This window comes from Rhizobium sp. NFR12 (assembly GCF_900108545.1).
Classification (GTDB): domain Bacteria; phylum Pseudomonadota; class Alphaproteobacteria; order Rhizobiales; family Rhizobiaceae; genus Neorhizobium; species Neorhizobium soli.
In genome coordinates this window covers 485,253-505,687 of the sequence record NZ_FNWM01000001.1, presented here as the reverse complement: position 1 = coordinate 505,687, position 20,435 = coordinate 485,253, and the positions used below count along the sequence as shown (strand labels likewise).

Below are 20,435 nucleotides of genomic sequence, written 5' to 3'. Positions count from 1 at the left end.
CAGAAGCGTCGTGAAGCAGCCGCAACGCGGCACGCCCACAACACCTGCCTCCTCGCAAGTGGTGTGATGCACTGAAATTCCTCCCTGAATTTCAGGCTATCGAAGAATTTGAGGTACGTAAAGCAGTTTCAGCTCATGAGCTTCGTTCACATTCGCGACACCACCGGGAGTGGCGTTAGCGGCCGCGATAGACGAATTCAGGCGGCTCGGCGCGGCTGTCGATCTCTGCCTGCTCGACCAGGAGATGGCGCATCGGCGACAGGATGCAGACCGGGTCGGTGGTGGCAGCGTCGCCGGCCAAAGCCATCGCCTGGCAACGGCAACCGCCGAAATCGACGCCCTTGCGATCGCAGGAACGGCAGAGGTCCGGCATCCAGCTGTCGCCCCTGTAGGCGTTGAATGCCTGGCTGTCATACCAGATGTCGGTCAGCGACATGTCGCGCACCGTCTCAAAATTCAGTGACGGAATGCTTTCGGCCGCGTGGCAGGGCAATACCTTGCCTGATGGCGTCACATTGAGGCCCGTGCGTCCCCAGCCGCCCATGCAGGCCTTCGGAAAGGTCGAATGGTGGTCGGCCGGCACGTAATCGATCACGATAATGCCTTCCAGCCGCTTGCGCGCTTCCTCAACGAAAGCGTTGGCGTGCAGCACCTGTTCCTTGGTCGGCATCAGCGCTTTGCGGTTCTTCTCGGCCCAGCCGTGAAACTGCACGGTGGCGATCTCAATGCGGCGCGCACCGAGTTCGACGGCAAGATCCAGCATGGCGCCCAGCTCGTCCATGTTCTGCTTGTGGCAGACGGCGTTGACGGTGAGCGGAATGCCGGCCGCATGTGTCCACTCGGCCACCGCGATCTTGCGATCGTAACCGCCTCTGTAACCACCCACCTTGTCGGCAAGAACAGGCGTAGCGCCCTGGATTGAAAGCTGCAGATGATCGAGCCCGGCTGCGGACAGCTCGGCGATGCGCTTCTCATTGAGGCCAATGCCCGACGTAATCAGGTTGGTATAAAGCCCGGCCTTGGCGGCCGCCGCCGTCAGCTCCACCAGATCGCGCCGCGACGCCGGTTCGCCGCCGGAGAGATGCAGGTGCAGCACCCCGAGCGCTGCCGCCTCCTGAAACACCCGGATCCATTCCTGCGTGGAAAGCTCGGTGCTGATGCCTTCCAGCTCCAGCGGATTGGAGCAATAGGGGCAGGCCAGCGGACAGCGATGCGTCAGCTCCGCAAGCATAGCGATCGGTGCCGGGATGCGGATACGACCCGTCACGCCGTCCCGGTCGGTCCATTCGCTCGTTCTGTCGGTAGTCTTGGCACTTGTCCGCGCAATGCTGACATGCTCATTCACGATTTCAACTCCAGCATGCGCCGCTTGGAAAACTCGTCGACGAAGGCAATCACGTCGACCAGGATCTGCTCCTTGGGCGCTTCGAATTTTACGGAGAATTCCTGCGCGATCGCGTCCAGATCACGCACACCGTCGAGCGCGTTGACGATCATCACGGCGATCTCATCGAGCGCCAGCGCCCGTTCCGGCGCAAGCAGCACCGTCTGGCCGCGCACCGGGTCCTCCCGAAGCCGCACGCCGCGGGCAAGTTTGGCGACCGTCTGCGCGGTCACGGTGACTGCGGAAGGTTCGCTCATTCCGCCGCTCCCCGCGCAGGTTCTCTCAGAGCCGGCTGATCGAGAGCGCCAATCACGCCCTCCTTGCCGTCCCATCCACCCGGCGGCAGAAGTGCCGGCGATACATAAGCGCTCTGCAACGCATCAAGCTGCGCCCACAAAACGTCCGTCTTGAAGGTCAGCGCAGCCGCGGCCGCATCCTGCTTTTCCAACGTGTCCGCATGGTCGAGAACGTAGTTGAGCCCGAAGGCGACATCGACCGGCGCCTCATCGAGCCGCTTGCGGAAATAAGAGAGCGCGTCTTCATTGGCGAAAGCGTAGTGCTCGAGCAGTCCTGCAATGCGGTTCTTGTGAATGGTGGGCGCGAAAAGCTCGGTCAGCGACGCGGCAACCGCATCGAGCATCGGCATGTCACGCACGAAACGCACATAGGCATCGCAGGCAAACCGCGTGCCCGGCAGAACGCCCCGGGTTGATTCGACGTAATCCGGATCAAGCCCGACCGCCTCGGCAAGCTTCAGCCAGCGCCGGATACCGCCGCCCTCTTCCCGCCCGCCGTCATGGTCCTCGATACGCTTGCGCCACGCGCGCCGGATCGAGATATCCTCGCAGCGCGACATAAAGGCGGCATCCTTCAGCGGAATACGGCTCTGATAATAGAACCGGTTGATCACCCAGGCGCGCACCTGCGTCATCGAGCATCCGCCGCCATGCAGCATGCCGTGAAACGGATGCTTGTCGTGATAGCGAGCCGCACCGATGGCGCGCAGCCGGGCTTCAAAATCGGTTCTGTTCAGAGCAGCGTTCTGGGCGTCAGGCAAGTTCGATCTCCATGCCGTCATGGCCGACTTCGAAGCCGGCGTCTGTGACCGCGTCCCGCTCCGGACCTTGGCGCCAGATCGGGTTCGTATTGTTGATATGGACATAGACCATGCGGCCTATGCTGAGCTTGGACAGCGCTTCCAGGCTACCGCCGCCCCCGGCGTCGTCGCCCGTGATCGGCATGTGTCCCATTCGCTGGCCGGTCTTGATGCCGGTACCGACGCGGATCATCTCATCATCGGTAAACACGGTGCCATCGAAGAACACGAGGTCGGCGCCGCGGATGCGGTCGCAAAGCCAGTCCGGAAGCGTCGCACAGCCCGGAATATAGTAGGCCCGTCTGCCGTTCGCCACGAATTCGACGCCGATTGTCTGCTCGCCTTCGAGACCAAGCTCCGGCTCGCCATCCTCAAGAAACAGGGCGACCTTGCCGGGCACGGCGAAGATGCGCGCCTCAAGCCCGTCGAGCGGTGAAAAATCTTCGTCGAGACGGATCGTCTTGCGCGCCACAAAATCAGGATCGAGGACCCGGAAGACAGGGCTGGCATCGAGCACCGAGCCGATCGCGGCGGTCGAGAAAAGCGAAAACGCCTGCTTCTCGCGGATCGTCAGAAGGCCGCCGATATGATCCACATCGGCATTGGTGATGACGACGCTTGCGATCGGGCTGTGGCGGAGGGCTTTCGGATGAAGCTGCGGCGTCTGCTGGATCTGCAGGCGAATGTCCGGCGAGGCGTTGAAGATCGCCCAGGTCTCTTCGTCAACACTGACGGCTAGCGACGACTGCGTCTGCGGCAGGATTCCCGAAGACGGATCGCGGGCGGCGGCGCAGTTGGAACAATTGCAGTTCCACTGCGGTAATCCGCCGCCGGCTGCAGAGCCGAGCACCAGAAACCGGAGACCGGTCGTGGGTCCCGTGCTCTTCATGATTAAAACAGAACCGGCTCGCTGCCGTCTGCAGGTGCGTAACGGTTGATTTCCATGCCGCAGCTTACTTCGACAAACTTAGGTGCAGTCCACTTCATGTCATTCTCCTTCGTGTCGTTGGAGGCCATAAGCCGACCGCTTTCGCGACCGAGGCCCCGGCAGAACTCACGTTTGAAAGGGTCGCAGGATGATCCCGTTCGCCAAGCCTTAACATAAGCACGGGATCAAACGTTTCCAGCCCCGAAATGTTGCGCGATTTCTCGCCATTCCGGGGCCGTTCACGCCTTTGTCACAAGGAGACTGGGCTGCTTGTATCAGACGTAGCGGTTTATCACGTTTTCGAGATATTCCTGACGTCCGGACTTCGGCTCGGGATTGATCCCTTCCTTCTCGACGCGGGCAGCGATTTCGTCGAGCTTGTACTCGCCGCGCAGCATCTTTTGAGCCTCAGGGCTGTCCCACTTTTCGTAGCGTGCATCGAGCGGCGTCTTCAGCGCACCGTCATCGATCATCTTCGCCGCAGCCTTCAGGCCACGGGCGCAGCAATCCATACCGCCGATATGACCGATCAGCAGATCTGCCGGATCGAGCGACTGGCGGCGCAGCTTGGAATCGAAGTTGGTACCGCCGTTCTTGAACCCGCCGCCAGCGAGCACGTGATAATAGGCCAGCGCCATTTCCGGCACGTTGTTCGGGAACTGGTCCGTATCCCAGCCCGACTGGTAGTCGTTGCGGTTCATGTCGATCGAGCCGAAAATGCCGAACGTGTTCGCCATGGCGATTTCATGCTCGAAGGAATGGCCGGCGAGAACCGCGTGGCCCTGCTCGATATTGACCTTCACTTCCTTGTCCAGGCCGTGCTTTTGCAGGAAGGCATACACGGTGGAAACGTCGTAGTCGTACTGGTGCTTGGTCGGCTCCTGAGGCTTCGGCTCAATCAGGATCGTGCCTTCAAAGCCGATCTTGTACTTGTATTCGACCACCAGGTTGAGGAAGCGCCCCATCTGGTCCAGCTCGCGGGTGAAATCGGTATTGAGGATCGTCTCGTAACCTTCGCGACCGCCCCACAGGACATAGTTCGCACCGCCGAGACGCTTGGTGGCGTCCAGGCAGGTTTTGACGGTCGCCGCCGAAAAGGCAAACACATCAGGATCGGGATTGGTGGCAGCGCCGGACATATAGCGGCGATGCGAAAACAGGTTCGCCGTGCCCCACAGAAGCTTTACGCCGGTCTCGGCCTGCTTCTTTTCGAAGTAGTCGACGATCTCGTTGAGGTTCTTCGTGTTTTCCGCAAAGTTTGCGCCTTCAGGACGCACATCCGCATCGTGGAAGCAGTAGTAAGGCGACCCGAGCAGATCGAAGAATTCGAAGGCAACATCCGCCTTCAGCTTGGCTGCCTGCATGCTGTCGTCGAACCACGGACGCTCGAATGTCTGGCCGCCGAAGGGATCGCCGCCCGGCCATGTGAACGTGTGCCAATAGGCAACGGCAAAGCGCAGATGGTCTTCCATCCGCTTGCCGCCGACCATTTCATCCGGGTTGTAGTGCCGGAATGCCAGCGGATTGGTGCTGTCAGGACCTTCGTACTTGATCTTGGTGATATCGCCGAAAAAGCCTGTGCTCATGGTGGTTTCCTCCTTGGTAGGAACTTGGTTCTGGTAAGTGCGCCAAGGTGAGGTACGTACCTCACTGTAGCGGGTAAAGCGTGGTTCGAGTTGCCCGACTTGGCGGAGGAGATGTCTCCTCCCCTTTGCCGGTTAGTTCATCAAGCCGCGAATTGCTGGATAGGCAGCCCGGTAGCGCTGGTATGCCGCCTCATAGGCGTCGTGAAGGCCGGCTTCAGGTTCGATCACCGCTTCCGTTTTGGGAGCGGAGCACACCGCAACCGGATCGGCACCGGTCGCCGCGATCAACCCCAGCCGCGCCGCGCCAAACGCTGCACCGAAATCGCCGTCGGCTGGAATATCCACGGGAACGCCAAGCGAGGTGGCAATCGACGATAGCCAGTAGCGCGAGCGCGAACCGCCGCCGATAGCGGTGACGCGGGAGATCGAGGTTCCCGCGGATTTCAGCGCTTCGAGATTGTCGCGGATCGCAAAGGTCACGCCTTCCAGCACCGCCTGGGTCAGCACCGCACGGCTGCTCTCATGTTCGAGCCCGAGAAAGGCGCCGCGGATGACGGCATCGTTATGCGGCGTGCGCTCGCCGGAAAGGTAGGGAAGGAAAGTCACCCCGGTCGGCGCCTTGAGGCCTTCGCCAAGTTCGGCAACCAGATCCGCGGCCGGCTTGCCCGACACTTTCGAATGCCAGTTCAGCGCATCGGTCGCCGACAGGATCACGCCCATCTGGTGCCAGGTCTTCGGCAGCGCGTGGCAGAACGCATGGACCGCACTTTCCGGCTTCGGCAGATAGGAAGCATTGGCGGCAAACAGCACGCCGGATGTGCCAAGCGAGACGAACGCATGCCCTTCGGCGACGGTGCCCATGCCGCAGGCGGAGGCCGCATTGTCGCCGGCACCGCCGGCCACCACGACATCGCCGGCAATTCCCCATTTCGCCTTCAGCTCGCCCCGCAGGCGGCCAGCTTCCTCGGTCCCTTCCACCAGCGTCGGCATCTGATCCTCGGTAAGATCGGTCGCCGCCAGTAGCTCGGATGACCACTTGCGCGCACCCGTATCGAGCCAGGACGTGCCGGCCGAATCGGACATTTCCGAAATGTGCTCACCGGTCAGCCATAGCCGCAGGTAATCCTTCGGCAACAGAACCTTGGCGACCTTGGCAAAGATCTCGGGCTCGTTGTTCTTCACCCAGGCAAGCTTCGGCGCCGTAAAGCCCGGAAATACGATATTGCCGGTGATGGCCCTGAAACGCGGATCCGCATCGAGCGCTGCCGCCTCCTTAAACGAGCGTGTGTCGTTCCACAAAATGCAGGGCCGCAGCACCTTGTCGTCGGCATCGAGCAAGGTCGCACCATGCATCTGGCCGGAAAGGCCGATGCCCTTTACTGCGGCAAGCTCCTTGGGAAACTTCGCCTTCAGCCCGTCGATCGCCTCTTCGCAGGCGCGGATCCAGTGAGCCGGCTCCTGTTCCGACCAACCCGAATGCGGGCGCGATACGTCGAGCGTCCCGTTCCCCGAGCCGATGATCGTCTGATCGTCGTCGATCAGCATCGCCTTGACGCCGGAAGTGCCCAGATCGAGACCGAGATACATGCTTGCCTTCTCCTGTTGCTGCCGCGTTTCGGCAGATCTTTGTTTCGCCACGCGTCGTGTCCGAGCCGCTTAACACGTTCCGGAGCGCGATTTGCCCGTCAGGGCAGGTTATCCTTCAAGAATATGTCGATACGAATGCGCTCCTGCGCGGCGATCACGGGAAGCCCGTCCGCCTTCGCCTTCAGCACCCTTATGGCGCTGCGCACTTCATGGCCCGCATCCTGGTTCAGCACCGCATCGACGACACCGTCGGCAAGCGCTGCCCGCGTCGATCGCGTCAGCTCATGCGCGATAATCACAGGTCTGCGTGCTTCCGGCAGGCTGCGCACAGCCTTCAGGATCCCGCGATTGCCGGCGCCGAGGCTGTAGAGCCCGATCACATCCGGATAGCGACGGAACAGGCCCGTCACCAATTCCTCGGCAATAGCAGGATCGTCGCGGGCCTCGATCACGGGAAGGATCGCAAGCCGCGGAAAATCCTCCGATAGCACGGACAAAAACCCCTCCAGCCGCTCGCGGTGATCGCGCACCAGCATCGATCCGGCAACCATCGCCACCCGCCCGTCGCGACCGCTGAGAAACCTTCCGAGGAGATTGGCAGCGGTGCGCCCGGCCGCGTGGTTGTCGATCCCGGCGAAATGGTGCCGCTGCGAGCCCGGCAGGTCCGACACCAGCGTCACGACGGCGATGCCCGCCTCCCGCAGCCTTGCGACCGCCGCCTGCACGTCGCTGCTTTCCACCGCCACGAACGCGACACCGTCAGGCCTGTCGGCAAGCACGCCGTCCAGCATGGTCGACAAGGCCTGCCCGTCGAAAGGCGGCACGTCGACGACGCGGATACGGGTTCGTTCGGCGCCGGAGCGACCAACCGCCTGCTCCACCTCTTCGCGCAAGCCGATCATAAACGAGTTGTCGTTCTCAGGCAGCACGAAGGTGAAGGCGTAAGTCCGTCCCTTGGCAAGGTTCGCAGCCGCCACGTCCCGCACGTAGCCGAGGACGGCGATCGCCTCCTCGACCTTCTCCTGGGTGATGCGCCGCACGCCCGGCCGACCGTTGAGCACACGGTCGACGGTCGCCAGGCTGACGCCGGCGCTACGCGCGATATCGTGTACGGTTGGCTTCATGCGGTCCTCCGCCGATCTTCGTAACGGAGAATTTGAGGTACGTAAATCAAATTTATTCGAACAACGCGCTGGATGAATCGCAAAGGGGCCGCCGCGGTTTGCGACGACCCCTCTGCAGGCGGTGGTTCTTAGAAATCTTCAGCGCGAAGTCCGCGATCAGTGGCCGCTACCACCGCCACCGCCCTGGGGGGCTGGCTTTTCGATGGCGGCAACGCCGAGGATCATCATCGCAAACAGCACGGTCAGGATCAGGAAAACGTCCGAGAATGACATCACCACGGCCTGCTTGGTCACCAGCTGCACCATCTGCCGGATCGCGCCGGTCGCGCCATCTAGACCGTAGGTGTTCAGATTGGACGCCATCGAGTCGAGCTGGTCGGAAGCGATCCGGTTGCCCCAGTCGAGATGCTCGCGCAGCCGCTCGTAATGCACGTCCTGGCGGTTGGACAAAAGCGTGCTGATGATCGCAAGCCCCACCGCGCCACCAAGGTTGCGGGTCAGGTTGAACAGGCCGGACGCCCCCCGGATGCGGGCCGGAGACAAAGTGCCAAGCGCGATATTATTGATCGGCACCATGCACATCATCAGGCCAAAACCGCGCAGGATCTGCGGGATCAGAAGCTCGTAGAAGTCCCAATCGGCGGTGATGCCGGTCATGATATAGGTGCCGGAGGCAAAGCTGATGAAACCGATCACCATCATCGCTCTCAGGTCCATCTTGGTCGACAGCTTGCCTGCGATCGGCGCCGTGACGAACATGGCAAGGCCCGAGACGAACATGGTCTCGCCGATCATCTGGCTGTCGTAACCGCGGATGCGGCTGAGATAGACCGGGTAGATATAGGTGAGCCCGTAGAGCCCGATACCCATCACGAAGGAGAAGATCGAGCCGAACGCGAAGTTCCGGTTCGTAAACGCCGTCAGGTCCACGACGGGAAATTCCGAGGTAAAGGCGCGATAGAAGAAGACCAGGCAGCCAAGCCCCGATGCGATGGCACCGATGACGATCATATGGTCGTTGAACCAATCGTTGGAATTGCCCTCTTCCAGCACATACTCAAGACCGCCGAGGAACACGCCCATCGCGGCAAGACCCCACCAGTCAAACTTCTTGAACAGCGACAGTTCCGGCTTGTCGAAGTCGATGAACCGCCAAGTCAGGATCGTCACGAAGATGCCGGGAATGATGTTGACCAGAAACAGCCAGTGCCACGAAAACGCATTCGAGAGATAGCCGCCGACCGTCGGCCCGATGGTGGGCGCAAGCGTCGCGATCAGCCCGATGATTGGGGAGACGAACGCCCGCTTCGACGGCGGGAAAATGGTGAAGGCTGCCGCAAACACAGACGGAATCATGCCGCCGCCGATAAAACCCTGGATCGCGCGGTAGACGATCATCTGGTCGATATTGGATGCCGTCGCCGCAAGCGCGCTCGCAGCCGTAAAGCCGGCAGCCGAGAACGCAAACAGATAGCGCGTCGAGACGATACGCGCCAAGGTGCCAGAAAGCGGGATCATGATCACTTCGGCGATCAGATACGACGTCTGCACCCAGCCGATCTCGTCGGAACCTGCCGAAAGGCCCGCCTGGATTTCAGACAGCGAGGCAGACACGATCTGGATGTCGAGGATCGACATGAACATGCCGACCACCATCGCGAAAAACGCGATCAGCCGGCCGGTCGGCATCTTCTCGTCCACCTTGGGAGCAGACGATGCCTGTGCCGCGGACGATATCGATCCTGCAGTTGTCGTTGCGCTCCCAGCCATGGGACCACCTCCGCCCCGATGGGGCTGTTAGGCCAAAGCCCAGTTACTTTTTGGGTGCGGTGCGGATGTCCACGTCGACGACAACGCTCAGACCCGCCCTGAGACGACCGCTGTCGAGCGCATCCTGCGGCAGGGCGATCCTGACCGGAACGCGCTGGATGATCTTGGTAAAGTTGCCCGTCGCGTTTTCCGGCGGCAGCAGCGAGAATACCGAGCCGGAAGCCGGCGCAAGCGATTCTACCGTCCCGATGATCGGCTCCTCGCTATAGGCATCCACATGCACTTCCACCTTGGAGCCGATCTCCAGATGCTGGATCTGCGTTTCCTTGAAATTGGCGTCGATATAGAGCTGGCGCGTCGGCACCAGCGCCATCAGCCGCTGTCCCGGCGAAACGAGATCGCCTTCCTGCACCGAGCGATTGCCGACAATCCCGTCATAGGGCGCCTTCAGAACGGTAAAGGACAAGTCGCGGGCCGCCTTGTCGCGCTGCAGTTCCAGCGTCCGGACCTGGCCTTCGGCTTCCTTGCGCTGCGCTTCAAGAATGGTGATGTTGGCTTCTGCCGACTTGATCGAGGCATCGCCGCCGACAAGGTTGGCCTTGGCCTGATCGAGCGCAATCGTGGCGCTGTCGAGATCGGCGGTCGTGCCGACCGACTTGGCCGCAAGCTCGGTCTGGCGCTTGAGCGTGATCTCGGCACCGCGGACCGCTGCCTGCAGTGCAACCTTGGAGGCCTGCGCCTGGGCAAGGGTTGCCTGCGCACCTTCGACCTGTGCATCGATGCGGGTCAGCGACAGCTTGCCGGTTTCGATGGCGGCATTGGCCTGATCAAGCGCGTTCTGGTAATCGCCATTGTCGAGCGTCGCCAGCACATCGCCGGCCTTGACCTGCTGGTTGGCGGCGACATTCACTTTCGAAACGAAAGCCGTGACCTTTGGGGAAATCGTGGCAATATCGCCTTCGATATAGGCATCGTCCGTCGACACCATGAAACGGCCCGTCGTCCACCACTGATATCCATACCAGCCGCCACCGGCGAGCAGCGCCAGCACGATGATCGGCAGGATAAGGCCACGCTTGCCCTTCTTTGCCGGTGCGTCGGCCTTGGCTTCGGGCGATGGCGTTGCAACAGGTGCCGCAGGTTTCTCGGCAGCCGGCGACGCGTCGTCGCGCGCCGTGTCATCGGCATTCACATCTTCGTTTTTTACGGTGCGCAGCGCGCCGGCATTCTTGGAGGCCGTCATTGTCGTAACCATCTTTGAAAAGCGAAAACCGATCGAACCGATCAGTTCGGAGCGTTGACATAAAGCCTTCGATCACACATATCAAGACCACATCGAACCAATCGGTTCGAAAAAAACCGGAATGCTGAATTATAATGCCGAAACCGTTAAAGAGATCCGCGCCGCGAGACACGTCCCCCCGCACTGCAGGGCGTTTTGCTGCGGGCGAGGATCCAGCCAAGCGCAGCCAGATCATGGAAGGCGCGACGCGGGTTTTCATGAAGCTTGGTTTCGAAGCCGCAAGCATGAACGACATCACGCGCGAGGCCGGCGTTTCGAAGGGAACGATCTACGTCTACTTCCAGAACAAGGAAGATCTGTTCGTCGCCATGGTGGAACAGGAGCGCGCCGCCTTCCTCGCCACTGTTCGGTCCGTTCTGTCGACCAACGGCAATGTGGAAAAGAGCCTCTACGATTTTGGCGTCTCGTTCCTCAGCCACATGACGGAAGAGAAAATCATCACCGCGATGCGGACCGTGCTTGGCGTCCGCGAGCGTATGCCGGACCTGTGTCGGCGCTTTTTCCGCGGACCCGAAAATCTGCGCACCGTGATGCGCGACTTTCTCGCCCTCCACGTCGAGGCCGGCAGGCTGAATATCGACGATATCGAACTTGCCGCAGGCCAGTATATCGACCTCGTCAGCGGCGGCTATTTCAAGGTTCGTCTGTTCGGGTCGATGGAAGACGCCCCGTCAGACGAGGAAATCCACCGGACCATCCAAGGTGCAGTCCGCGTTTTCATGGCGGCCTATGGTTGTCATAACAAACCCGTGATCGATAATGGGGCTGATTCCGCCTGATTCTGGTCGGTCCATATTCAACCTACTCTTGTTTTTAATGGGTCGATCCCCAAATGCGGCGGGAAATTGCGCCCTTTGATTGAAAACAGGAGAGATGGATGGACATTGCAGCGCTGGTAGCAGACCCGACGGCCTGGGTAGCGCTCGTTACACTTGTGGTCATGGAAGTGGTGCTTGGCATCGACAACCTGATCTTCATCTCCATCCTCACCAACAAGCTACCACCTGAGCATCGGGAAAAGGCACGCAAGATCGGTATCGGCCTGGCGCTGGTCATGCGTCTTGGTCTGCTCGGCACCGTTGCCTGGATTGTACAGCTTACCAATCCGGTCTTTGAAGCCTTCGGTCACCCCTTCTCCTGGAAGGACATGATCCTGATCGCCGGTGGTCTGTTCCTCGTTTACAAGGCGACCAAGGAAATCCACCATTCCGTGGATGTGGTCGACAACAAGGAAGACATGGTCGGCGCCGGCAAGGAAGTCGTGCAGATGAGCTTCAGCGCCGCCATCGTGCAGATCCTGATCCTCGACCTGGTTTTCTCGATCGACAGCATCATCACCGCAGTCGGCATGACGCCGCATCTGCCGATCATGATCGTGGCCGTCGTCGCCGCTGTCACCGTGATGCTTCTGGCAGCAACCCCGCTTGCCAACTTCATCGAGAGAAACCCGACCATCGTCATGCTGGCTCTCGCCTTCCTGCTGATGATCGGCGGCACCTTGATCGTCGAAGGCTTCGGCGTGCACGTTCCGAAGGGCTATATCTACGCCGCCATGGCCTTCTCGGCCGGCGTCGAGGCCCTCAACATGTTCGCGAAGGGCGCCCGCGCCAAGAAAAAGGCCTCCGGCACGCTGCATTGACGTTGCTACAAACATCGACACGCAAAGGGCGCCCGCGAGGCGCCCTTTTTGTGTTCAGTCCAAACGCCTGGTCCCGGCGGATCACCGCTCGGACAGTTCCCGGTCCAGCGCTTCGAGCAGCCGGTTATCGTCTGCGGTCACGTCAGGCGCGAAGCGTGCCTTGATCCGGCCATCGCGTCCGATCAGAAACTTTTCGAAATTCCAGACGATCTCGCCATCCTTGACCTCCATGCCGCGGCCGCGCAGGCGCGCCTTCATCGGACCGTCGCCGGTGGTGGGCACCGGATCTGCGGTCAGCGCCTTGTAGAGCGGATGCTTGGCATCGCCCTTGACGGAAATCTTTGAGAAGATCGGAAACTTCACGTCATAGGTCAGCTGGCAGAATTCGACGATCTCCGTATCCGAGCCGGGCTCCTGCCCCATGAAGTCGTTGGCCGGAAAGGCTGCGATGACAAAGCCCCTGTCCCGCTTTTGCTCGTAGAGTTTTTCCAACCCTTCATACTGCGTGGTCAGGCCGCATTTGGACGCGACGTTGACCACCAGCATGACTTTTCCACGGTATTCGGCAAGCGTCGTGTTCCGGCCGTCGGCAAGCTTGACGGGGATGGCAAGGATATCGGTCATGACGGCTCCGGGGGCTTTGGCGCAGGGGAATTGGCGCAAACAACTGCAGTTGATATCGTCTACTTATGCGTCCACCACGGTTTGTCCAGCAGACACGCCCTGAGCGGCGATAAACGCCTTTTGCGAAACGTCATCAGACTTTGCAACATTTGTGGCACTGGGGCATTCTAGGGCACGATCTTATCACCACGCCGATCATCGCCTCTCGCTGCATCCCATTTCCAGCGCCCCCGGAGCCACATGACAACCCAGCAGATCCTTGCCTTTTCCGTCATCGCCGTGATGATGGCCGTCTTCATCTGGGATCGCTTCCGCTACGATGTGGTCGCCTGCTGTGCGCTCGTCGTGGCGGTGACGGTGGGGATCGTTCCGGTCGACCAGGCGTTTTCCGGGTTCTCGGATGATATCGTCATCATCGTCGGCAGCGCGCTGGTCGTTTCGGCAGGCGTTGCCCGCTCCGGCATCGTCGACATGGCGATCAAGAAATTCTTCCCCAACCTCAACACGCTGCACACCCAGCTGGCCTTGCTGATGATCGTCGTCGCCGTGCTGTCGGCCTTCATCAAGAATATCGGCGCGCTTGCCATCATGATGCCGGTGGCGTTCCAGTTCGCCCGCAAATCCGGCGCCTCGCCGTCGAAATACCTGATGCCGATGGCTTTCGCCGCTTTGCTCGGTGGCCTGATGACGCAGATCGGCACCTCGCCCAATATCGTCGTGTCGCGGATCCGCCAGGAACTGACCGGCGAATCCTTCACGATGTTCGACTTTACCCCGATGGGTGCGATCCTCGCCTTTGTCGGCATTACCTTCCTCCTGTTCTTCCACTGGCTGGTGCCGAGCCGCACCAAGCAGAACGATTCCCTCGAGGAAGCTGTCGAGATCACCAACTACACATCCGAAGTGATGATTACCCCGCTGTCCACCGTTCTCGAAAAGACGGTCGCGGAGCTGTTGAAGATCGGCGATGGCGAGGTGATTGCCAATGCCGTCCTGCGCGGCCCCTCGCGCATGGCGCCGTTCCCGGACCTCATCCTGCGCGAAAACGATGTGGTACTGCTCGAAGGCCCATCGAAGGCGCTCGACCGGATGGTCTCCGGCGGCAAGCTGCAGCTTTCCGGCAAGCCGCTGATGGAAAACGGCCAGGCTCAGGCCGACGTGATCTCGATCGAAGCGATCATCACCCAGGATTCGCCGCTGAAGGGGCTTTCCGCCAAGGAACTGGCGCTGTCCTACACCCGCGGCGTCAACCTCCTGGCCATCAGCCGGCATGGCGAACGCCTCAAGCAGCGGCTTGGCAGCATCACCCTGATGGCGGGCGACGTGATCGTGTTGCAGGGCAGCCGCAAGAACATGCCGACGGTGATGCAGGACTTCTCGCTTTTGCCGCTTGCTCAGCGCGAAGTGCTGCTCGGCACGCGGAGGCAGGCCTTCATTCCACTGATCATCCTGGCACTGGCGATGGGCACGACGGCCGTCGGGCTCGCCCCTGTGCCGGTCGCTTTCTTCGCGGCCGCTCTCGGTATGGTGGTTTTCCGCGCCATTCCGCTGACCGATTTCTACAAATCCGTTGATGGCCCGATCCTCGTCATGCTGGCGGCGCTCATCCCGGTTTCGGATTCTCTGCGAACCTCCGGCGGTAGCGAACTGATCGCCGGATGGCTCGGCCAGGCAGCGGCGACCTTGCCTGCCTGGGGCGCGATCGGTCTGATCCTCATCACCGCCATGGCCGTCACGCCCTTCCTCAACAACGCAGCAACCGTGCTGGTCATGGGGCCGATCGCCGCAAGCTTTGCCACCAATCTCGGCTTTCGCCCCGAGCCCTTCCTGATGGCGGTGGCGATCGGCGCAGGCTGCGATTTCCTCACGCCGGTCGGCCATCAGTGCAACACACTGGTGTTCGGCCCGGGGGGCTACAAGTTCTCCGATTATCCGCGGCTTGGCCTGCCTTTGTCGTTCCTGATCATCGTCGTCAGCGTCCCCGCCCTCCTCTATATCTGGCCGGTAAATTAGTCCTCCCCGCGCTCAACGGACCCAGGCTAACCCCGTCCCTCAATGAGGGACGGGGTGGCGGCCGTTTTCGCCAAAAACCTTGACGCTCTCGCCTGAATATGGCCTAAGCCTGCGCCAATCCCTATTCAAAGGCACAGGCTTTGCGCAGCCATGCGCGCCGTGGAAAGAGCAGTATCCATGATCAATCCGACCCCTCGCGTCCGCATTGCCCCATCGCCCACCGGCGAGCCCCATGTCGGCACCGCTTACATCGCCCTCTTCAACTACCTTTTCGCGAAAAAGCACGGCGGCGAATTCATCCTGCGCATCGAAGATACCGACGCGACCCGCTCGACGCTCGAATACGAGCAGAAGGTGCTGGACGCGCTGAAATGGACCGGGCTTACCTGGGCGGAAGGTCCAGATATCGGCGGTCCCTACGGCCCCTACCGTCAGTCGGACCGCAAGGACATGTACTGGCCGCACGCCCAGGACCTGCTCGACAAGGGCCACGCCTTCCGCTGCTTCTGCACGCCGGAGCGTCTGGAGCAGATGCGCGAAGGCCAGCGCGCCGCCGGCAAGCCGCCGAAGTATGACGGTCTCTGCCTGAAATACTCGGCCGAGGAAGTCACCGAAAAGATGGCGGCCGGCGAACAGTCCGTCGTGCGTATGAAGATCCCGACCGAAGGTTCGTGCGATTTCACAGACGGCGTCTATGGCGATGTCTCGATCCCGTGGGATTCGGTCGACATGCAGGTCCTGATCAAGGGCGACGGCATGCCGACCTATCATATGGCCAACGTCATCGACGACCATCTGATGAAGATCACCCATGTGGCGCGCGGCGAAGAGTGGCTGGCATCGGTGCCCAAGCACATTCTTCTCTATCGCTATTTCGGCTGGGAAGCGCCTGTCTTCATGCATCTCTCCCTCATGAGAAATGCCGACAAGTCGAAACTGTCCAAGCGCAAGAACCCGACCTCGATCAGCTATTACTCGGCGCTCGGCTACCTGCCGGAAGCCCTGATGAACTTCCTCGGCCTGTTCTTCGTGCAGATCGCCGAAGGCGAAGAGCTTCTGACCATGGATGAGATGATCAGCAGCTTCGATCCGGAAGCCCTGTCCAAGGCCGGCGCCATCTTCGACCTGCAGAAGCTGGACTGGGTGAACGGCCGCTGGCTGCGCGAAAAGCTGTCGCCGGAAGAGTTCGTGTCGCGCACGCTGGAATGGGCGATGGAAAACCAGCGCCTGATCGAGGGTCTCAAGCACTCGCAGAGCCGCGTTTCCAAGCTCGGCGACCTGCCGAACCTCGCAGGCTTCCTGCTCGCCGCCGACGTCAACCTGACCCCGGCCTCGTTTGCGGGTCTCAAGACCTCGCCGGAAGACACGCTTGCCATCATCACCATGGTCCAGGCCGACATCGAGAAGATGATCGAATGGAACGTCGAGGCGATCGATGCCGAACTGCGCTCGGTTGCCGACAAGCTCGAAAAGAAGCTGCGCGTCGTCACCCCGCCGCTGTTCATCGCCATGTCCGGCTCGCAGCGTTCGCTGCCGCTGTTCGACAGCATGGCAATCCTCGGCCGCTCGGTCGTGCGCCAGCGCCTGAAGATCGCCGCCGCCGTGGTGTCGTCCATGGTGGGTGCGCAGAAGTAATACCTGCGGCGACAGCTTCCCTCCCCCGTGTGGGGAGGGTTAGGGAGGGGCCTTTTCTTTCGCAATCCGGGATACCCCTCCCCGTCGCTGCGCTCCGACCCTCCCCACAAGGGGGAGGGTTAGCCGAGCCCGCCGCATCGGCGAACCAGAACAACCAGCCTCGAAGGCAAAAACCATGACCGAGAACACCAAGACCGAAACCGCCCTCTCCTCCGACGCCACAGAAGTGCGCGCCCAGAAACTGGCGAAGCTGCGCGAAACCGTCGGCGACGTCTATCCGGCGCATTTCCACCGCACCATGACCAATGCGGAACTGGCGGAAAAGTACAAGGATCTCGAGGCAGACGTCGAAACCACCGATGTCGTCACGGTTGCCGGCCGCGTCTTTTCCTCGCGCAATTCCGGAATGTTCATGGATATCCATGACGCCGGCGGCAAGATCCAGATCTTCTCCCACAAGGACGTGACGCCCGAGGAAGCCCGGGCGATGCTGTCGATGATCGATCTTGGCGACATCATCGGCGTCACCGGCATCGTGCGCCGCACCAAGCGCGGCGAACTGTCGATCAGCGCCCGCGAAATCACCATGCTGACCAAGTCGCTTTTGCCGATGCCGGAAAAGTGGAACGGCATTGCCGATGTCGAGATCCGCTACCGCAAGCGCCACCTCGACATCCTCAGCAACGAGGAAAGCAAGCTGCGCTTCCAGCAGCGCTCGAAGATCGTGTCGGGCATCCGCCGCTTCATGGAAGACGACGGCTTCATGGAAGTCGAAACGCCGATGCTGCATTCCGTCTATGGCGGTGCCACGGCCGAACCCTTCAAGACCCACCACAACACGCTGAAGCTCGACATGTACCTGCGCATTGCGCCGGAACTGTTCTTGAAGCGCACGCTGGTGTCGGGTCTCACCGACAAGGTGTTCGAGATCAACCGCAACTTCCGCAACGAAGGCGTCTCCACCCGGCACAATCCTGAATTCACCATGATGGAATGCTACTGGGCCTATGCCGACTACGAGGACATCATGGACCTCGTCGAACGCCTGTTCGCCGACCTTGCCATGAAGATCCACGGCTCGACCGAGTTCGCCTATGGCGACAAGCAACTGTCGTTCAAGGGCCCGTTCAAGCGCGTGCCGATGCCCGACGCTGTCAAGGAAGTCACCGGTATCGACTTCTTGAGCATGAAGACCGACGAGGAAGCCCGCACCGCCGCCAAGGCTGCCGGCTTCGAAGTCGAGAAGGACTGGACCTGGGGCGAATGCCTCGCCTTCATCTTCGAGGAAAAGGTCGAGGCGACGCTGATCCAGCCAAGCCACGTCACCCATTTCCCGAAGGACATCTCGCCCTTCGCCAAGGAAGTCCCGGGCGAGCCGCGCCTCGTCGAGCGTTTCGAGACCTATTGCAACGCCTGGGAACTGGGCAATGCCTTCTCGGAACTCAACGATCCTGAAGAGCAGCGCAAGCGCATGGTCGAACAGCTCGAACAGGCCCATGCCCGCGGTGAAAAAGACAAGCAGCTCGACGACGAGTTCCTCGATGCCATCGACCAGGGCATGCCCCCCGCCGGCGGCCTCGGCATCGGCGTCGACCGCCTGATCATGCTCCTGACCAACGCCCCGTCCATCCGCGACGTCATCCTCTTCCCGGCCCGCCGCGCCAAGGCGGATTGATCAGACAGACCTGCTCCTCTCCCCTGAAACAGGGAAAGGTCAGACTGCCGACAAACGCTGAAGAAGCTTGTTTGGCGAGAGCGATACCCCACGCTCCCTCATCCCCGCCCTTGTGGCGGGGATCCAGCGACACGACGTCCGTCGGGTCAAAGACTCTCTCAGCTCAAGGACTTGAGCTGACGGGATCCCCGCCAAAAGGGCGGGGATGAGGGGAGGTTGCGAACCGCATCGGTTCCAAAGTGACATCAAGAGTTGTTTGATAAAACCTTTGTCAGCAGCCTGACTCCTCTCCCTGAAACGGGCAGAGGATTAGTGGATCTTCTCGCAAGTTCCGACCATACGCAGCAACAGCCAACATGCTGTCCCCGCCCCGCCGCGCCAACGGGGCTCGATGGCAAGGGCCTCTCTGGACGATGGAGCAACCGATAGGTTGTTTTTTGACTAGGGCTTGCTGGCCGAACCAGCCTGTTGCGCCCGCAGCTTCTCAAGCCACGCGGCACCGGCCGCATCCGCGGCATTGGACCCGCCTGCTGCCGCGCCCGGCTGATCCGACGCGACCGTAGCGGCTGGCTCGGCGGCCTTGTCGTCATGCACGGCGTCGGCAGCCGAAGGCCCGCCGGAACGGATCTCGTCGTTGCCATCCTGCTTCGACCAGCGCCTGCCGCCCTCGGCAGAGGTGCGGGGCTCTGGCGCGGGCTCGGTCTTTGGCGAAGCCGGCTCAGCCGAGGCTTCGTCATGTGTGGCATCCGGCGCCGCGTCCGGAGCCTTGTCACTGGAACCGAAGAGCATCTCCTTCATGGAAGAGACAAAACTCTTCTCTTCGGTCGGTGCAGGTGTTTCTGCCGGCGCAGAGATAGGCTCACCCTTTGCGGCATGCTCTTTCGAACCCTCGGCTGTGTCATCCCCCGCTGCGGCTGGAGCTGGTGCATGACCATCCTGCTTCGAGTCGATTGGATGCTCGCCGCCTTGCGGTGCAGCGTGCCCCTCGCCGTCCGGCGCATGCGCGGCGGCGGCAGGCGCTGCTTCCTCTTTCGAACCGAAGAGCATGCCGGTCACCGAACTCAGGAGACCGCCGCTTTCCTTGGCGGCAGGTTCCCCACCCTCGCCATGGCCCGAGGCCGCTGCCTCGCCATGGCCTTCCGTAGGCGCGCTGCCGTGCTCGGCTGCCGGCGCTTCTCCTTCAGCGGCTGGTGCGTCATGCCCACCGGAGGCTTCGCCATGTCCGGCGGGTTCATGCCCCTTGGCAGGCTTCTTGTCATGCCCCTTGGCCGCGCCATGTCCTTCTGCGGCTGCAGCCTCGGCTGCGGCGATCGCCACGGGGTCGATACAATCGGTCTTGTCGGTGAGACGTGCTTCGAGATGCTCGATATCGGCGAGCGGCATGTCGATGCGCTGGCCGTAATACTCGCCCTTGGATGTCGCAGCACCCTCGACATAGAACGCGGAATAGGGTTCCCGCGCCGCGCCGTCAGGTGCCTTGGAAACATCTGGAATGTAGACGACCTGCGCGCCAATCATGCGGCCGCGCATTTCGGCGCGGTCCTTCGGACCCGCCTTGTCGACCATCGCCACCTGCACGATGTCGGCCTTTTCCTTTTCCTGGATGGATTTTGCCACGCGCAACGCGGTGCGGATGCGTGCCATGCCGTCACCAACGCCATCCGCCGAGGCAACCTCGTCGGCATTCACATAGCGGCGCACCCAGGTGCGTCCGTCGCGCTTGGTCGTGAACGTCTGCAACACAGAACAGGTCAGGCCGTTGAGATCGGCGTAGGACGGGCCGAAAAACTTTTCCTTGCCCACGAACACGGCCGCCGCGCCGCTGCCGGCGCAGAGCACGGAAACACCGCCGACGACCGCGAGCAGCTTCTTCGATAGCCGTATCTTCACGCGCCGAACTCCGGCATCATCACCCCATCACGCACAACAAGACATGGAATACTCAAGCCGCAGTCTGCGCTACTCTGATTGAAGAAGCTTTAAGCCTGGGCTTTTCTTCGCCCAACGCCTGTCCCGGAATGAGGCTCCCGAAGCGCATCCGCGCTCCGGCCGGCCCATCGCCCATCATGCC

Annotated in this window: 17 protein-coding genes; 5 read left to right on the top strand and 12 right to left on the bottom strand. The window is 61.3% G+C overall.

Going from position 1 to position 20,435, the window contains the following annotated elements; translation table 11 throughout:
* Positions 1-175: 175 nt before the first annotated feature.
* From pqqE to BLW69_RS02315, 10 genes are all read right to left on the bottom strand, one after another.
* On the bottom strand, positions 176-1,267 hold the full coding sequence (gene pqqE, locus BLW69_RS02360) for a pyrroloquinoline quinone biosynthesis protein PqqE (RefSeq protein ID WP_244508764.1): 1,092 nt from the start codon (positions 1,265-1,267) through the stop codon (positions 176-178).
* Between the two features lie 74 nt (positions 1,268-1,341).
* Positions 1,342-1,641, bottom strand: a complete 300-nt coding sequence (gene pqqD / locus BLW69_RS02355) for a pyrroloquinoline quinone biosynthesis peptide chaperone PqqD (protein ID WP_062461184.1) — start codon at positions 1,639-1,641, stop codon at positions 1,342-1,344.
* The gene (gene pqqC / locus BLW69_RS02350) at positions 1,638-2,462 is read right to left on the bottom strand and encodes a pyrroloquinoline-quinone synthase PqqC (protein WP_092659703.1); all 825 of its coding nucleotides are present in this window, start codon (positions 2,460-2,462) and stop codon (positions 1,638-1,640) included. Before pqqC ends, pqqD begins: the two co-directional genes overlap by 4 nt.
* Entirely contained in the window at positions 2,434-3,369 is a 936-nt protein-coding gene (pqqB, locus tag BLW69_RS02345) for a pyrroloquinoline quinone biosynthesis protein PqqB (protein WP_092659701.1), read from the bottom strand. Before pqqB ends, pqqC begins: the two co-directional genes overlap by 29 nt.
* 2 nt (positions 3,370-3,371) lie before the next feature.
* Positions 3,372-3,467 carry a pyrroloquinoline quinone precursor peptide PqqA gene (gene pqqA, locus BLW69_RS02340; RefSeq protein ID WP_062461193.1) on the bottom strand — a complete coding sequence of 32 codons (96 nt, stop codon included), beginning with the start codon at positions 3,465-3,467 and terminating at the stop codon, positions 3,372-3,374.
* Positions 3,468-3,683: 216 nt separating this feature from the next.
* Positions 3,684-4,994: a xylose isomerase gene (gene xylA / locus BLW69_RS02335; protein WP_092659699.1), complete on the bottom strand. Its 1,311-nt coding sequence runs from the start codon at positions 4,992-4,994 to the stop codon at positions 3,684-3,686.
* Positions 4,995-5,126: 132 nt separating this feature from the next.
* Positions 5,127-6,581, bottom strand: a complete 1,455-nt coding sequence (gene xylB / locus BLW69_RS02330; protein ID WP_092659698.1) for a xylulokinase — start codon at positions 6,579-6,581, stop codon at positions 5,127-5,129.
* Positions 6,582-6,679: 98 nt separating this feature from the next.
* Positions 6,680-7,705 carry a LacI family DNA-binding transcriptional regulator gene (locus BLW69_RS02325; RefSeq protein ID WP_062582080.1) on the bottom strand — a complete coding sequence of 342 codons (1,026 nt, stop codon included), beginning with the start codon at positions 7,703-7,705 and terminating at the stop codon, positions 6,680-6,682.
* 156 nt (positions 7,706-7,861) lie between these two features.
* Positions 7,862-9,475: a DHA2 family efflux MFS transporter permease subunit gene (locus BLW69_RS02320; RefSeq protein WP_092659696.1), complete on the bottom strand. Its 1,614-nt coding sequence runs from the start codon at positions 9,473-9,475 to the stop codon at positions 7,862-7,864.
* A gap of 43 nt (positions 9,476-9,518) precedes the next feature.
* Positions 9,519-10,718: an HlyD family secretion protein gene (locus BLW69_RS02315; RefSeq protein ID WP_062582076.1), complete on the bottom strand. Its 1,200-nt coding sequence runs from the start codon at positions 10,716-10,718 to the stop codon at positions 9,519-9,521.
* A 134-nt stretch (positions 10,719-10,852) separates the two neighbouring features.
* Here BLW69_RS02315 and BLW69_RS02310 point away from each other — a divergent pair, with 134 nt between their 5' ends.
* Positions 10,853-11,557, top strand: a complete 705-nt coding sequence (locus BLW69_RS02310; protein WP_062461212.1) for a TetR/AcrR family transcriptional regulator — start codon at positions 10,853-10,855, stop codon at positions 11,555-11,557.
* 98 nt (positions 11,558-11,655) lie between these two features.
* Complete coding sequence (locus BLW69_RS02305; RefSeq protein WP_062461215.1) at positions 11,656-12,417, top strand: TerC family protein; 762 nt, start codon at positions 11,656-11,658, stop codon at positions 12,415-12,417.
* Between the two features lie 81 nt (positions 12,418-12,498).
* On the opposite strand, the gene BLW69_RS02300 is transcribed toward BLW69_RS02305, so the two are convergent.
* Positions 12,499-13,041 (bottom strand): glutathione peroxidase, encoded by a 543-nt coding sequence (locus tag BLW69_RS02300; RefSeq protein ID WP_092659694.1) that lies wholly within the window; start codon positions 13,039-13,041, stop codon positions 12,499-12,501.
* 240 nt (positions 13,042-13,281) lie between these two features.
* Here BLW69_RS02300 and BLW69_RS02295 point away from each other — a divergent pair, with 240 nt between their 5' ends.
* From BLW69_RS02295 to lysS, 3 genes are all read left to right on the top strand, one after another.
* Positions 13,282-15,054, top strand: a complete 1,773-nt coding sequence (locus BLW69_RS02295; RefSeq protein WP_092659693.1) for an SLC13 family permease — start codon at positions 13,282-13,284, stop codon at positions 15,052-15,054.
* A gap of 177 nt (positions 15,055-15,231) precedes the next feature.
* Complete coding sequence (gltX, locus tag BLW69_RS02290) at positions 15,232-16,689, top strand: glutamate--tRNA ligase (RefSeq protein ID WP_092659691.1); 1,458 nt, start codon at positions 15,232-15,234, stop codon at positions 16,687-16,689.
* 175 nt (positions 16,690-16,864) lie between these two features.
* Positions 16,865-18,364, top strand: a complete 1,500-nt coding sequence (gene lysS / locus BLW69_RS02285) for a lysine--tRNA ligase (RefSeq protein ID WP_062461227.1) — start codon at positions 16,865-16,867, stop codon at positions 18,362-18,364.
* Between the two features lie 441 nt (positions 18,365-18,805).
* Here lysS and BLW69_RS02280 read toward each other — a convergent pair whose 3' ends face one another.
* Positions 18,806-20,254, bottom strand: a complete 1,449-nt coding sequence (locus BLW69_RS02280; RefSeq protein ID WP_092659689.1) for a prolipoprotein diacylglyceryl transferase — start codon at positions 20,252-20,254, stop codon at positions 18,806-18,808.
* Positions 20,255-20,435: the final 181 nt, after the last annotated feature.